Source organism: Ruegeria sp. BJ5, from assembly GCF_056537865.1.
This window is the reverse complement of record NZ_JBQFSH010000001.1, coordinates 968,884-981,580: the sequence shown is the minus strand read 5'-3', so window position 1 is coordinate 981,580 and position 12,697 is coordinate 968,884. Positions and strand designations below refer to the sequence as shown.

The following is a 12,697-nucleotide window of genomic DNA, read 5'->3' as shown; positions in this document are numbered from 1 at the left end:
CATAGCTGTCCTGCTGTCCAAGCGAAAGAGGTTAGGCGGCCTCGGCCCGGCATCGCTGCAGGACCTGAGCGTAGGTCTCGGTGCCCTGCGCACCCGCCAGCAGGTACTTGCCGCCAAAAACCATTGCCGGAACTCCGGTGATGCCTCGGCTGGTCCAGAATTGTTGCTTTTGCCTTACCGGGCCTGCATGCGCGCCCGATTCCAACGCCGCGCGGGCGGCGTCTGGGTCGAGGCCAGCCGTCTGAGCGGCATCCAGCAACACCTCAACTTTCGAAACATCCCGCTGATCTGTGAAATAGGCCTTGAACAAGGCCAGCTTCAGCGGGTGTTGCCTGCCTTGCGTTTCGGCCCAGTCCAGAAGTTGATGCGCAGCAAAGGTGTTCACTATACGGCTGTCATCATTGAAATTGAACGTGAAACCCAAATCTGCACCGAGCGCTGTCAACCGGTCTCGAGCCTGCTGGCTCTGCTCGGCGGTCGAGCCGTACTTTTCCATGATGTGCTCTCGCAGGCTCTGGCCGTCCGGCCCCATAGTGGGGTTCAGTTCGAATGGGTGCCACCGGAGCTGCGCCATCACGTTCTCCTGCTCCAGCGCCAGATCAAGCTGACGAAACCCGACGATGCACCACGGGCATACGACATCGGATACGATGTCGACTTGGATGACGGGGCGGGGATCGGATGTGGGCATCGTATGCTCCTGCTGCGATGTGGCATCGGGTTTCATGACCCCACAGATATGGTTGCGGGCCGGGAATTCCAATGCGGTTGCTTTTGCCTCTTCACATCCTTTTGCCAAGCGTCTATACGCCGCCTACCAAGTCACAGGCAGTGCGGCCGTGGCGGAATTGGTAGACGCGCAGCGTTGAGGTCGCTGTGGGGTAACTCCCGTGGAAGTTCGAGTCTTCTCGGCCGCACCATTTTCTTCCTTGTCAATTCACCCGTCGTTCCGTTTTGGGCGAGGGGCGGCATTGTGGCTAATCGCGAATTCTTGCGAGCGGTTTCAACGCGCCAAAAACGGGCACTTGATTTCGCCGTTAATTCGAATATCCATGAATTATGGAAAGAGTGATTCCCGACCGCCTGTCCACCTTGGGTCATCCGTCTCGGTTGGCCGTTTTTCGGTTGTTGATGCGCCGGTATCCCGATCGCATACCCGCGACCGAGATTGCCATCGCGTTGGACCTCAAGCCGAATACGCTGTCCAACTACGTGAATGCGCTGATGCAGGCGGGACTTGTGACGCAGGAAAGGGTCGGGACGTCCTTACGCTACTCGGTGGATATGAAAGCCGTGCGGGAGACGTTCGATTACCTTCTGTTGGATTGCTGCCGTGGGCGTCCGGAACTCTGCGCGCCCAGTCCGCTCAACGGCGTTGACGCGCATGCGGTCAATGCCGCGCGTACCTACAACGTTTTGTTCATATGCACCGGGAATTCCGCGCGCTCGATTTTCGCCGAGGCCCTGTTGAAGCAGCTTGGCGGCGACCGGTTCAACGTGTTTTCCGCCGGTACACGTCCTCAGTCCCAGTTGAACCCAGCGGCACTTGAGGTGCTGCGGCAGAATGGGCACGACATCTCGGACCTGCGCGCCAAGAATGTAGGCGAGTTCCAGGCCCCGGGCGCGCCGAAATTCGATTTCGTGTTCACCGTATGCAATCAGGCTGCGAACGAAGATTGCCCCGCCTGGCCCGGGCAGCCGATCAGCGCGCATTGGGGTATGCCCGATCCGGTGAAGGCCGAGGGGACAGAGGCCCAAAAAAGCCTTGCCTTCCAGCAGGCCTACGGCGCGTTGCGCAACCGGATCCTGACCTTTTCCTCGCTGCCGTTCGAAACCCTTGACCGCATGTCCCTTCAGAAGGCCGTGGATGACATCGGCCAGATCCATACCGGAGAAATCGCATGACCGTTTATGCTCTCAACGGCCTTGGCCGCATCGGCAAGCTGGCCTTGAAACCCCTGCTTGAGAAAGGCGCGCAGATCGCCTGGATCAACGACGCGGTGGGCGACCCGGCCATGCACGCACATCTGCTGGAGTTCGACACCGTGCATGGCCGCTGGGACGCCGAGTTCCGCCATGATGAAAGCTCGGTCACCATCGACGGCGTGCGGCTGCCCTTCATCGGAACCCGCAATCTGTCGGAGCTGCCGCTTGAGGGCGTCGACGTCGTCATCGACTGCACCGGGGTCTTCAAGACCGAGGCAAAGCTGGCCCCTTACTTTGACGCCGGTGTGAAAAAGGTGGTGGTCTCGGCGCCGGTCAAGGATGGTGATGCGGCCAATATCGTCTTTGGCGTGAAAGAAGGCACCTATGATCCGGCCCGCCACCGCATCGTGACCGCGGCCAGTTGCACCACGAACTGCCTGGCCCCGGTGGTCAAGGTCATCCACGAGAGCCTTGGTATCCGGCACGGCTCGATCACCACGATTCATGACGTGACCAACACGCAGACGATCGTGGACCGTCCGGCCAAGGATCTGCGCCGTGCGCGCTCGGCGCTGAACTCGCTGATCCCCACGACCACCGGCAGCGCCACGGCGATCACCCTGATCTATCCCGAACTGACGGGGCGGCTGAACGGGCATGCGGTGCGGGTGCCGCTGCTGAATGCCTCGCTGACCGATTGCGTGTTCGAGGTTGAACGCGAAACGACGGCCGAAGAGGTGAACGCCATGTTCAAGGCCGCGGCCGAGGGGCCTCTGGCCGGCATTTTGGGCTATGAGGAGCGTCCTCTGGTCTCGACCGACTATACCAATGACACCCGGTCCAGCATCGTGGATGCACCCTCGACCATGGTGGTGAACGGAACGCAGGTAAAGGTCTATGCCTGGTACGACAACGAGATGGGCTACGCGCACCGTCTGGTGGATGTCGCGATGATGGTCGGGGTATCGCTTTGACAAGCGCTTCCCAGCGTCCGGACGGGTTGTCGGCCTATATGGCCGTCACGGCTGCCTATTGGGCCTTCATGCTGACCGACGGCGCCCTGCGGATGCTGGTGCTGCTGCATTTTCACACGCTGGGCTTTTCGCCGGTTCAGCTGGCCTATCTGTTCGTGCTGTACGAGATCGCCGGGATGGCCACCAACTTGGCCGCCGGGTGGATCGCCGCGCGGTTCGGTCTGACCGCGACCCTGTACGCGGGGCTGACGATACAGGTGCTGGCCTTGCTGGCGCTAGCGCAGTTGGATCCGGGCTGGACCATCGGTATGTCCGTCGCCTTCGTGATGGTCGTGCAGGGTGCCAGCGGCGTGGCCAAGGACCTGACCAAGATGTCGTCGAAATCGGCGGTCAAGCTGTTGGCCCCCACCGAAGGTGGCGGGTTGTTCCGCTGGGTCGCGGTGCTGACCGGGTCGAAGAACGCGGTCAAAGGGGTGGGCTTCCTGCTGGGAGCGGCCTTGTTGGCCGGGTTCGGCTTCACGGGTGCCGTGGTGGGCATGGCGGGGGTCTTGTTCCTGATCCTGGTGGCGGTGCTGCTGGCGATGCCGCCGGGGCTGCCCAAGGGCCGCAAGGGCGCTAAATTTTCCGAGGTCTTTTCGAAATCGGCCAATGTGAACTGGCTGTCCGCGGCGCGGGTCTTCCTGTTCGGGGCGCGCGACGTCTGGTTCGTCGTCGGCATCCCGATCTATTTCTACGCCGTGCTGTCGGATGGCAGCGAAGCGGGCAACCGCTCGGCCTTTTTTCTGGTCGGCGGGTTCATGGCCTTGTGGATCATTCTGTACGGCATTGTTCAGGCTGCCGCCCCGCGTCTGCTGCGGGCAGGGGCGCGGGATGAGGCCGATCTGGTCGCAGCAGCGCGCAGCTGGGCCTGGGGGCTGGCCTGCGTGCCGGCCGTCCTGACGGTGGCTGCGCTGATGTCCTCTGGGCCCGCGCCGTGGCTGACGCTGACGCTGGTGGGTGGACTGCTGGCCTTTGGCGCGGTCTTTGCGGTGAATTCCTCGCTGCATTCCTATCTGATCCTGGCCTTCACCCGGGCCGAGCGGGTGACGATGGATGTGGGCTTCTACTACATGGCCAATGCGGGCGGGCGGCTGTTGGGTACGCTGCTGTCCGGCCTGACCTATCAATGGGGCGGGTTGCCCTTGATGCTCGGGACGGCGGCCGCCATGGTCGCGCTTTCCGCCTTGGCTGCGGGGCGCTTGCAGCCCCACACAACTTCGGAGATCTCTGCATGAGCGTATTTGAACGGTATCTGTCCCTGTGGATCGCGCTGGCAATGGCCGCCGGGATCGCCATCGGCTCATTCGCGCCGGGTTTGGTCCAGGCCATCGCGGCGGCCGAGGTGGCCAATGTCAACCTGGTGGTGGCGGTGCTGATCTGGGCCATGGTCTATCCGATGATGGTGGGGGTGGACCCAAGCAGCCTGCGCGACGTGGTAAAAGAGCCCAAAGGGCTGGCGATCACTCTGGCGGTCAATTGGCTGATCAAGCCCTTCACCATGGCCGCGCTGGGCGTGCTGTTCTTCGAATACGTCTTTGCCGACCTGATCGCGCCCGCCGATGCCCAGCAGTACATCGCAGGGCTGATCCTGCTGGGTGCGGCACCCTGCACGGCAATGGTGTTCGTCTGGTCGCATCTGACCAAGGGGGACGAGAACTATACGTTGCTGCAGGTGTCGGTGAATGACATCGTCATGGTCTTTGCCTTTGCTCCGATCGTGGCCTTCCTGCTGGGCGTGACCGACATTTCGGTTCCGTGGCAGACGCTGGTGCTGTCGGTTGTCCTGTTCGTGGCTCTGCCCTTGGCGGCAGGTGTCTGGACGCGCAACCGGCTGGGCTCGGCCGAGCGGATCGAGGCGTTCCGCGACCGGGTCAAGCCGTGGGGCGTTGTCGGCCTGATCGCGACCGTCGTCATCCTGTTCGGCCTGCAGGGGCAGGTGATCCTGGACCGCCCGATGGTTATCGCGCTGATCGCCGTCCCGATCCTGATCCAGTCCTACGGGATCTTTGCAGTGGCCTATGCGGCGGCCTTTGCCCTGCGCGTGCCGCACCGGATCGCGGCACCCTGCGCACTGATCGGCACGTCCAACTTCTTTGAACTGGCGGTGGCCGTCGCCATCAGCCTGTTCGGCCTGAATTCGGGTGCGGCTCTGGCCACGGTGGTGGGTGTTCTGGTCGAGGTGCCGGTGATGCTTTCGCTGGTGGCTTTCGCCAACCGGACGCGCGGCAGTTTTGCCGAGCGCTCGGAACAATCTCCAGAGGACGTCCGGGCCTAGCAATCCGACGGTGGATATCCGGCGTCAAACAGTGGTAGACGCCTAGCGCGGACCCGGCTTGGCCGGGCGCCGCAGATTTGTCTGGGCCACAAAAAGGAACGTGCACTGATGGCGGGGTCTCAATCTCGGGCACTTGCTGATCGCAGCGAAGTCACTCGCGCTGCGCGCTTGTCGGTTGCGCCGATGATGGATTGGACCGATCGGCACTGTCGGTATCTGCACCGTTTGCTCAGTGCTGAAACGCTGTTGTACACGGAAATGGTGACGGCCCCTGCTCTGGTACGGGGTGGAGCGCTGCATCTTCTGGACCATAGCCCCGAGGAACATCCCGTTGCTCTGCAATTGGGCGGATCTGACCCGCAGGAGCTGGCTCAGGCGGCCGCATTGGGGGCTGAGGCCGGGTATGACGAGATCAACCTGAACTGTGGCTGTCCGTCAGACCGGGTTCAATCGGGAACGTTTGGGGCCGTCCTGATGAAAGAGGCGGGCCGGGTCGCCGAATGCGTGGCCTCCATGCGGGAAGTTGTAGATGTCGATGTCACGGTCAAATGTCGGATCGGCGTGGATGACCAAAACCCCGAGGACGTATTGCCCGAGTTTCTGGATCGGATTCGCGCCGCCGGCTGTCAGCGCGTGACGATCCACGCCCGCAAGGCTTGGCTTCAGGGGCTTAGCCCCAAAGAAAACAGGGATATACCGCCGCTGGACTACGATCTGGTTCACCGGATGAAAGCAGATTTTCCAGATCTCCACATCTCGATCAACGGAGGCATCACGACACTGGCCGAAGCCCAGGTGCATCTGGACGCCGGACTGGACGGGGTGATGATCGGGCGGTCTGCCTATCATCAGCCAACCGATATTCTGGCCGAGGCCGACCCGATGATCTACGGGTCGGGGCAAAGGGCGGATCCGGTTGAAGTCGTGATGAAAATGCTGCCCTATATCGATCGGCATCTTGCTGGCGGGGGGCGTTTGCACCAGATCACCCGACATATGCTGGGATTGTTCGCAGGACGCCCGGGTGCTCGTGGTTGGAGGCGCGCTTTGTCCGAAGGCGCGGTCAAAGACCATGCCGGACCTGACGTGGTTCTGGACGCGCTGTCCCGCGTGGCACCGGATGCCGAGGCGGCGCAGGTAATTTAAGACGGCCCACGGGCCGGGGACCGAGGGGGACGGATGCCCGATACGATGTTGCTGGCCCAGATGCTGGGCCTTTTGCTTGTGATCGGCGCGCTGGCCGGTGTTTTGGCTGGCCTTTTGGGAGTCGGTGGCGGGATCGTTCTGGTGCCGGCCTTCTTCTACGCTTTTCAAACGCTGGGATATGGTGGCCCGCAGCTGATGCAGCTGTGTCTTGCGACGTCACTTGCCACGATCATCGTGACTTCGGTTCGTTCGGTGCTGAGTCACAACAAGAAAGGCGCCGTCGATTGGGATATTCTACGCGGTTGGGGTCCGGGTATCGCTGTCGGTGCGATTGTTGGCGTACTGGTCGCCTCGGCCCTGCGCACGGAAGCGTTGCAGGCGCTGTTCGGTATCCTTGGAATGGTGATTGGCGCCTATCTGGGACTTGGCAAGTCCGAATGGCGACTGGGTGATGCCATGCCCGGCGGGCTGAAGCGGTTGGTGATTTCGCCGTTGGTCGGGTTTCTGTCGGTGCTGATGGGAATTGGCGGCGGTAGCTTTGGGGTGCCCCTGATGAGCCTCTACAACACACCGATCCATCGGGCCGTTGCGACCGCCGCGGGCTTTGGCGTGATCATCGCCGTACCCTCGGTACTGGGCTTTCTGTTTCTGCCGATCGCAGCTGAACACCGTCCGCCGCTGACAATCGGCGCCGTCAATCTTGTGGCCTTTGGTGTGGTTGTTGCGATGACGATGATCACCGCGCCCTGGGGGGTGAAACTGGCCCATGCGATGGACCCCAAGCCGCTCAAACGGGTGTTTGCCGTGTTCCTCACGCTGGTGGCCCTGAATATGCTGCGCAAGGCAGTAGGGTGGTAAGGCCTTTCTGGTCGCGGGGTTGGGAAGTATTCCCCTACGACCAGCCCATAGCCGACTGGGTGGCCCACGCCCTACCATTGGCGCAGAAGGCCGCCAGTGACCCGGCCCACCGGCAGTGGTTGGATTGCGAAAGCACCTGGTTCATCGGCGTCGATGCACTGCCCAATGACGGCGCAGGGCGTGTCGGCGCCTCAGCCCCGTTGAGTGGGCAGGCTGTCGAGTTTCTGGTTGAACAATATGGTTCGATCGAATTGCACAAAGGGCAGGTCTCGGTCGTTTATCCCGGCTATCCGCGCCCGCGCAGGGGCGAGAACGAGGCGGCGGCCCGATACCGGGCCAAGCGCGATGCGGCGCATGTGGATGGTCTGAAACCCGGCGGTCCGGACCGTCGGCGCAAGATCGACGAGCCTCACGCATGGGTCCTGGGCATCCCACTGACACAGGCGAGCGCAGACGCCGCGCCTCTGGTCGTTTGGGATGGCAGCCACAGGATCATGGGCGCGGCATTCCGAGCTGCGTTGGCCGGTGTTCCTCGCGCTCAGTGGGCGCGGACCGATATCACCGAGGCCTATCAGGCGGCTCGCCGCAAAGTGTTCGAAACCTGCCCGCGTATCGAAGTGTCGGCCTCGCCCGGCGAAACCTACGTGTTGCATCGCCATTCTTTGCATGGGGTCGCGCCTTGGGGGGCAGGGGCAACGGCGGGGCCGGACGGACGGATGATTGCCTATTTCCGGCCCGAGCTGCCGGGCGGTGTGGCCGAATGGATCGAATCCCCGTAACCTTCTGCCATTCTTTGGCTTTGGAGGCTCAAAATGATTACGGTCCACAAGAATTCCGACGGTGCATTGATCGAAATCGAATTGTCCGGCGAAGTTACAAGCGCCGATTACACAAACACTCTGGTTCCCGCAATCGAGGCTGCGCTGGCGGAACATGACGCCGTCCGCTTGCTGGTTATCGTCGGCCCCGAGTTCAAAGGCTATGATCTGGGCGCTGCTTGGGAAGATACCAAGCTGGGCCTAAGCCATTGGCGCGGGTTCGATCGGGCCGCGGTCGTCGCAGACAAGGGATGGGTCCAGACCAGCGTGCGCCTGGCTGCTCCGCTGATGCCCTGTCCGGTGCAGGTATTCGAGCTGGCCGAACTGGAAGAAGCGCGCCGCTGGATCCGTGAATCTCTGGGCGCGATCCACATTGTGGATTTGGGCGGGCCATGCGTGCAGGTCAGCCTGATGGGTAAGCTGGACCCCGAGGAATACGAAGAGGCCGAAGCTGATCTGGATGCCATCCTGGGCGACCGGGATGCGTTCCGCTTGCTGATCGACCTGAGGGAGTTCGATGGCTGGCAAGGGTTGACCGCTCTGGCCGCGCATTTCCGTCTGGCCCGCGGTCACGTGGGAATGCTGGACCGGGCAGCCATCGTCGGCGACAAGGCATGGCAGAACATCGCGCAGCGCGTGGGTGGCCACATTCTGGGTACACGTACCCAGTTTTTCCCGTCCGAAGAGATTGAAAACGCCAAAGCGTGGCTGGCTGCCGGATGACGGTTGCGCGCGGCCCGAAAGAATGGGCCGCGCTGCGCGTCCGGGGGTAAATCCTGGATTGACACCTGACGCTGTCGCGGGCCGGTCCAACTTGTTACGTCACGTCCTTTTCGCCCAGCCGCGGGGCGCGAAGGGATTGTAACTGTTGAGTCTCTCCGGTTTATTTGTCTAATTGGTAAAAAAATTGAAGCGCGACGGCAGGTTTTCCCCCTTTCTCAAAAGCCTGACTCCGGTATGCGCAAATCGTCGCTGCGGGCCGCCACTCACTCACGCATAGTCATACGGCTCGATCCCCTTTTTCCCGAGCTCTCGACCGGCCCGCAGCGACGCAGATTTATTCAGGAAGGCTCGTATGCGGCTGATCAAGTTTTTGAAAAGAAAATCCATGACCAGCGCGGCTGTCGAAGTTGATTTTCAGGAATCCACTCTTCGGCGGTCGCAGACCAGCAAGTCGGAAATCACCCGTTTGTTCCGCAGTGAATTGAAGGCCGGGCAACGGTCCGGTGTGAAGACATGCGCAGACACAGCGAGAGATGAAGAAGACAGCCGGAAGACCGACAAAGCCCTTTGATCGTCAGGCTTTGTCCAGACGGGCCGCGCGACCACCCCGTCGCTTGGCCAAGCGAGGCTTGCGGGCAGGCAGGTCATTCATGATTTCGGCGCGTTCCGAACTTTCCATTTTCGACCAGCGCGTGATTTCGTCGATGGTGCGATAGCAGCCGGTGCAGATACGCTCGGTTGGATGCACGACGCAGATCTGGACACACGGGCTTTCGACCTCGTCCCTTTTCCAAATCATGTTCGTCATCGCCGGTCTCCGGGCTCGTTAAAGAAAGCGCAGCCTGTCCAGCGCTCCTTGCAGGATATAACCCGCCGCGACGTGGTCGATAACCTGTCCGCGACGTTTTCGTGTCGTATCCGCCTCCAAAAGTGCCTTTTCTGCCGCAACTGTGCTCAGGCGCTCGTCCCAGAAGCCGAGCGGGATGTCGGTCAGTTGGGACAGGTTGCGGGCAAACGCGCGGGTTGATTGGCACCTTGGACCCTCGGATCCGTCCATATTCATGGGCAGACCAAGGACGATCCCTCCGATCTCGCGATCGGCGGCGATCTCCAGAAGGCGGGCAGAGTCCAGCTTGAATTTCTTGCGGCGCACGGTCTCAAGTGGGCTGGCCACACCGCGCATGCGGTCGGAAACAGCCACGCCGATCGTCTTTTCGCCCAGGTCCAGACCCATCAGCGCCTGCATCGGGGGCAATGCGGCTGCGAAATCCTCGAACACGTCCTGGATCATTGCGAAAGACCAGCCTGCTGCGCGGCCGAGTTGATCAGTTCAAGCGCGGCGGGGTCTTCGGCAAACTTGGTCGCGGCTTCATCCCGGATCGCGGCGGCCTGCTCGGTTTCTCCCAGCACCCCAAGCGCCGAGATCAGTCGAGCCCATTCCTGCGGAGAACCACCTTCGGTCGCCAGCCGGTCCGACAATCCGTCAACCATGCCGCGGATCATCTCTTGACGCTCCTCGGGCGTCATTTCCGCCGCTGCTTCCATATCCGACTGGCTGGGGCCCGGACCCGCCGGAGCAGCTGCGATTTCGGGCGCGTTGAACACGCCGGCGCGCCAGGCAAGTTCGTCGATCTGGGCGCGAATGGCGTTGGCCCAAGGCGCGCCCGGCGGCGACGTGCGCAGCGTGTCCATCCAGACGCGATAGGCCTGGTCCGGCCGTCCGATCTGCAGCAGCATCTGTCCCCAGTAATAGCGCGCCGGTCCCGATTGCGGGTCGCGTTCCAGTGCCTGACGCAAGGCCGCTTCGGCTTCGGGAGAGACATAGCCCCCCGCCGCCAGGATCAGCATTTCTGCCAGGTTCGAATAGGCGTCCGCCGGGGCCTCATCCCCCATCAATTCGATTGCACGGCGTTGGGCTTCATAACCGGCCTGAAAATTGCCCGCGTTGGTTTCGTGCTGCGCCAATAGAATGTGACCCTGAAGATCGTCCGGTCGGTCGGCCACGGTCGTGCGCAACTGGTTCAGAAGGTTGGCATAGCTGTCTTCAAGCTGAGGCGCTTCGACGGGCGGGGCCATCTGCTCGGCCTCTTCCTGGCCGGGTCTGTTCTCACGCAGTTCGGCGGCCATCTCCATGCGCGCTGAAAGCGGCTGATCAGGGTATCCGGCAGCGCCCAGTTGGCGGTACAAAGCAAACGCTCCGCCGATCAGAACCAGGGCAACGAACCCGATGGCGGCCAACCGAACAGTGGTCGACGGCCCGGTCGTCGCGTCACCGGTACGGATTTGCGCGTCGGCGGCCAGGATACGGCGCGAAATCTCGGTCCGAACCCGCTGGGCGTCGGCTTTGGCGATCACTCCGCGGGCCAGATCGCGATCAACGCTGGCCAGCTGTTCCTTGTAGACCCGCAAATCGTAGGCCGCCGGATGTTCCTGTCGCCGGCGGGTTCGGGTCAGGCCAAAGGCCAGGAATGCGGTGATCGACAGCGCAAAGAGCAGAAGCAGAACCCAGAATGTCATGATCTCTCCGGAATTGTTGCCCTCACTTAGACCTGCGCGCGCCCGGAAAAAAGGGACAAATGGCCGCGAATGGTCTACATGTCGCAATAGTGCGATATTGCGGCGCTGTACGGCAGGGGTAATCTGTCGCCGCACGGCATATCTTCGGCCAATCACGAACCGGACGGATTCGCTCATGAAACACTATTCAGCCTTTGCCGTAGCGCGAGAGGCGCTGCGCTATCACACCGGATGGGAGCGCGCCTGGCGTTCGCCAGAACCCAAGAAACGGTATGACGTGATCATCGTCGGTGCCGGCGGGCACGGTTTGGCGACGGCGTATTATCTGGGCAAGAACTACGGTATCCAGAACGTCGCAGTGATCGAAAAGGGCTGGCTGGGCGGCGGCAATACCGGGCGGAACACGACCATCATCCGCTCTAACTATCTGCAGGACCCGTCGGCTGCGATCTACGAAAAATCGCGCGGCCTGTACGAGGATCTGAGCCAGGATCTGAACTACAACGTGATGTTCAGCCCGCGCGGCGTGATGATGCTGGCGCAAACCCAGCACGAGGTGCGCGGCTATCAGCGTACGGCGCATGCCAACGCGCTGCAGGGGGTCAAGACTGAATGGATCGAGCCCGAGCGCATAAAGCAGCTGGTCCCGATCATCAACATCGACGGCCCGCGCTATCCGGTTCTGGGTGCGCTATGGCAAGAGCGCGGCGGCACCGCACGCCACGATGCGGTGGCCTGGGGCTATGCTCGCGCCTGTTCGAATATGGGTATGGACATCATCCAGCAGTGTGAGGTTACGGGCGTCCGGTCTGAAAACGGTCGCGTCACAGGGGTCGAGACGACCAAGGGCGCCATCGAATGTGACAAGCTGGGCATCGTGGTCGCGGGCCATTCGGGCCAACTGGCCGAGATGGCGGGCTTCCGCCTTCCGGTCGAGGCGCTGGCCCTGCAGGCGCTGGTGTCCGAGCCGATCAAACCCTGCATGGATGTGGTGGTGATGGCCAACACCGTGCATGGTTACATGTCGCAATCTGACAAGGGCGAGATGGTGATCGGTGGTGGCACAGACGGGTTCAACAACTACACCCAGCGCGGCAGCTTCCATCATATCGAAGAAACCGTCCGCGCCCTGGTCGAGACCTTCCCGATGATCTCGCGCCTCAAGATGCTGCGGCAATGGGGCGGGATCGTCGACATGACCGGCGACCGGTCGCCCATCCTGTCCAAGACGCCGCTGGGCGGTTGCTTCATCAACTGCGGTTGGGGCACCGGCGGGTTCAAGGCCATCCCGGGTTCGGGCTGGGGCATGGCCCAGCTGATGGCCACCGGACATTCCCCGCTGACCGAGGCGTTCTCGCTGGACCGGTTCAAAGAGGGCCGCTTCATCGACGAAAGCGTCGCCGCCGGGGTGGCACACTGAT

At 62.1% G+C, this 12,697-nt stretch carries 14 protein-coding genes and 1 tRNA gene; 11 read left to right on the top strand and 4 right to left on the bottom strand.

What is annotated here, in order from left to right:
* Window positions 1-31: 31 nt before the first annotated feature.
* Entirely contained in the window at window positions 32-691 is a 660-nt protein-coding gene (locus tag ACR0NY_RS04900; protein ID WP_170368685.1) for a DsbA family oxidoreductase, read from the bottom strand.
* 142 nt (window positions 692-833) lie between these two features.
* Here ACR0NY_RS04900 and ACR0NY_RS04895 point away from each other — a divergent pair.
* The 10 genes from ACR0NY_RS04895 to ACR0NY_RS04850 all read left to right on the top strand — a co-directional run bounded on the left by ACR0NY_RS04895 (window position 834) and on the right by ACR0NY_RS04850 (window position 9,330).
* Window positions 834-920, top strand: a tRNA-Leu gene (locus ACR0NY_RS04895).
* Between the two features lie 139 nt (window positions 921-1,059).
* The gene (locus tag ACR0NY_RS04890; protein ID WP_170368684.1) at window positions 1,060-1,905 is read left to right on the top strand and encodes an arsenate reductase/protein-tyrosine-phosphatase family protein; all 846 of its coding nucleotides are present in this window, start codon (window positions 1,060-1,062) and stop codon (window positions 1,903-1,905) included.
* Complete coding sequence (locus ACR0NY_RS04885; RefSeq protein WP_170368683.1) at window positions 1,902-2,900, top strand: ArsJ-associated glyceraldehyde-3-phosphate dehydrogenase; 999 nt, start codon at window positions 1,902-1,904, stop codon at window positions 2,898-2,900. The genes ACR0NY_RS04890 and ACR0NY_RS04885 overlap by 4 nt, the downstream gene beginning before the upstream one ends.
* A gap of 38 nt (window positions 2,901-2,938) precedes the next feature.
* Entirely contained in the window at window positions 2,939-4,174 is a 1,236-nt protein-coding gene (arsJ, locus tag ACR0NY_RS04880) for an organoarsenical effux MFS transporter ArsJ (RefSeq protein ID WP_170368921.1), read from the top strand.
* Entirely contained in the window at window positions 4,171-5,214 is a 1,044-nt protein-coding gene (gene arsB, locus ACR0NY_RS04875) for an ACR3 family arsenite efflux transporter (protein ID WP_170368682.1), read from the top strand. The genes arsJ and arsB overlap by 4 nt, the downstream gene beginning before the upstream one ends.
* A 108-nt stretch (window positions 5,215-5,322) precedes the next feature.
* The gene (gene dusA / locus ACR0NY_RS04870; RefSeq protein WP_170368681.1) at window positions 5,323-6,360 is read left to right on the top strand and encodes a tRNA dihydrouridine(20/20a) synthase DusA; all 1,038 of its coding nucleotides are present in this window, start codon (window positions 5,323-5,325) and stop codon (window positions 6,358-6,360) included.
* A 33-nt stretch (window positions 6,361-6,393) separates the two neighbouring features.
* Window positions 6,394-7,218 carry a sulfite exporter TauE/SafE family protein gene (locus tag ACR0NY_RS04865; RefSeq protein WP_170337959.1) on the top strand — a complete coding sequence of 275 codons (825 nt, stop codon included), beginning with the start codon at window positions 6,394-6,396 and terminating at the stop codon, window positions 7,216-7,218.
* A gap of 59 nt (window positions 7,219-7,277) precedes the next feature.
* On the top strand, window positions 7,278-7,997 hold the full coding sequence (locus tag ACR0NY_RS04860) for a hypothetical protein (protein WP_367646346.1): 720 nt from the start codon (window positions 7,278-7,280) through the stop codon (window positions 7,995-7,997).
* Window positions 7,998-8,030: 33 nt separating this feature from the next.
* Window positions 8,031-8,759, top strand: coding sequence for a SpoIIAA family protein (locus ACR0NY_RS04855; RefSeq protein ID WP_170368679.1), 729 nt, complete (start codon window positions 8,031-8,033; stop codon window positions 8,757-8,759).
* Window positions 8,760-9,111: 352 nt separating this feature from the next.
* Window positions 9,112-9,330 (top strand): hypothetical protein, encoded by a 219-nt coding sequence (locus ACR0NY_RS04850; RefSeq protein WP_170368678.1) that lies wholly within the window; start codon window positions 9,112-9,114, stop codon window positions 9,328-9,330.
* A 3-nt stretch (window positions 9,331-9,333) separates the two neighbouring features.
* On the opposite strand, the gene ACR0NY_RS04845 is transcribed toward ACR0NY_RS04850, so the two are convergent.
* Genes ACR0NY_RS04845 through ccmI form a run of 3 tightly spaced genes read right to left on the bottom strand, consistent with a single transcriptional unit; the run spans window position 9,334 to window position 11,276 of the window.
* Window positions 9,334-9,567 carry a DUF1289 domain-containing protein gene (locus ACR0NY_RS04845; protein ID WP_093962468.1) on the bottom strand — a complete coding sequence of 78 codons (234 nt, stop codon included), beginning with the start codon at window positions 9,565-9,567 and terminating at the stop codon, window positions 9,334-9,336.
* An 18-nt stretch (window positions 9,568-9,585) separates the two neighbouring features.
* Window positions 9,586-10,050 (bottom strand): Holliday junction resolvase RuvX, encoded by a 465-nt coding sequence (ruvX, locus tag ACR0NY_RS04840; RefSeq protein ID WP_170368677.1) that lies wholly within the window; start codon window positions 10,048-10,050, stop codon window positions 9,586-9,588.
* A complete protein-coding gene (gene ccmI / locus ACR0NY_RS04835) occupies window positions 10,047-11,276 on the bottom strand; it encodes a c-type cytochrome biogenesis protein CcmI (protein ID WP_170368676.1) in 1,230 nt (409 codons plus the stop codon). The genes ruvX and ccmI overlap by 4 nt, the downstream gene beginning before the upstream one ends.
* Before the next feature lie 175 nt (window positions 11,277-11,451).
* Between ccmI and ACR0NY_RS04830 the strand changes: the two genes are divergently transcribed.
* Window positions 11,452-12,696 carry a sarcosine oxidase subunit beta family protein gene (locus tag ACR0NY_RS04830; protein ID WP_170368675.1) on the top strand — a complete coding sequence of 415 codons (1,245 nt, stop codon included), beginning with the start codon at window positions 11,452-11,454 and terminating at the stop codon, window positions 12,694-12,696.
* Window position 12,697 lies beyond the last annotated feature (1 nt).

What these genes read in the sequence shown, in the direction of transcription:
- ACR0NY_RS04865 (WP_170337959.1), top strand. Translation starts at nt 6,394, where the DNA reads ATGCCCGATACGATGTTGCTGGCCCAGATGCTGGGCCTTTTGCTTGTG.
- arsJ (WP_170368921.1), top strand. Translation starts at nt 2,939, where the DNA reads ATGGCCGTCACGGCTGCCTATTGGGCCTTCATGCTGACCGACGGCGCC.
- ACR0NY_RS04900 (WP_170368685.1), bottom strand. Translation starts at nt 691, where the DNA reads ATGCCCACATCCGATCCCCGCCCCGTCATCCAAGTCGACATCGTATCC.
- dusA (WP_170368681.1), top strand. Translation starts at nt 5,323, where the DNA reads ATGGCGGGGTCTCAATCTCGGGCACTTGCTGATCGCAGCGAAGTCACT.
- arsB (WP_170368682.1), top strand. Translation starts at nt 4,171, where the DNA reads ATGAGCGTATTTGAACGGTATCTGTCCCTGTGGATCGCGCTGGCAATG.
- ACR0NY_RS04830 (WP_170368675.1), top strand. Translation starts at nt 11,452, where the DNA reads ATGAAACACTATTCAGCCTTTGCCGTAGCGCGAGAGGCGCTGCGCTAT.
- ruvX (WP_170368677.1), bottom strand. Translation starts at nt 10,050, where the DNA reads ATGATCCAGGACGTGTTCGAGGATTTCGCAGCCGCATTGCCCCCGATG.
- ACR0NY_RS04850 (WP_170368678.1), top strand. Translation starts at nt 9,112, where the DNA reads ATGCGGCTGATCAAGTTTTTGAAAAGAAAATCCATGACCAGCGCGGCT.
- ACR0NY_RS04845 (WP_093962468.1), bottom strand. Translation starts at nt 9,567, where the DNA reads ATGACGAACATGATTTGGAAAAGGGACGAGGTCGAAAGCCCGTGTGTC.
- ccmI (WP_170368676.1), bottom strand. Translation starts at nt 11,276, where the DNA reads ATGACATTCTGGGTTCTGCTTCTGCTCTTTGCGCTGTCGATCACCGCA.
- ACR0NY_RS04855 (WP_170368679.1), top strand. Translation starts at nt 8,031, where the DNA reads ATGATTACGGTCCACAAGAATTCCGACGGTGCATTGATCGAAATCGAA.
- ACR0NY_RS04890 (WP_170368684.1), top strand. Translation starts at nt 1,060, where the DNA reads ATGGAAAGAGTGATTCCCGACCGCCTGTCCACCTTGGGTCATCCGTCT.
- ACR0NY_RS04885 (WP_170368683.1), top strand. Translation starts at nt 1,902, where the DNA reads ATGACCGTTTATGCTCTCAACGGCCTTGGCCGCATCGGCAAGCTGGCC.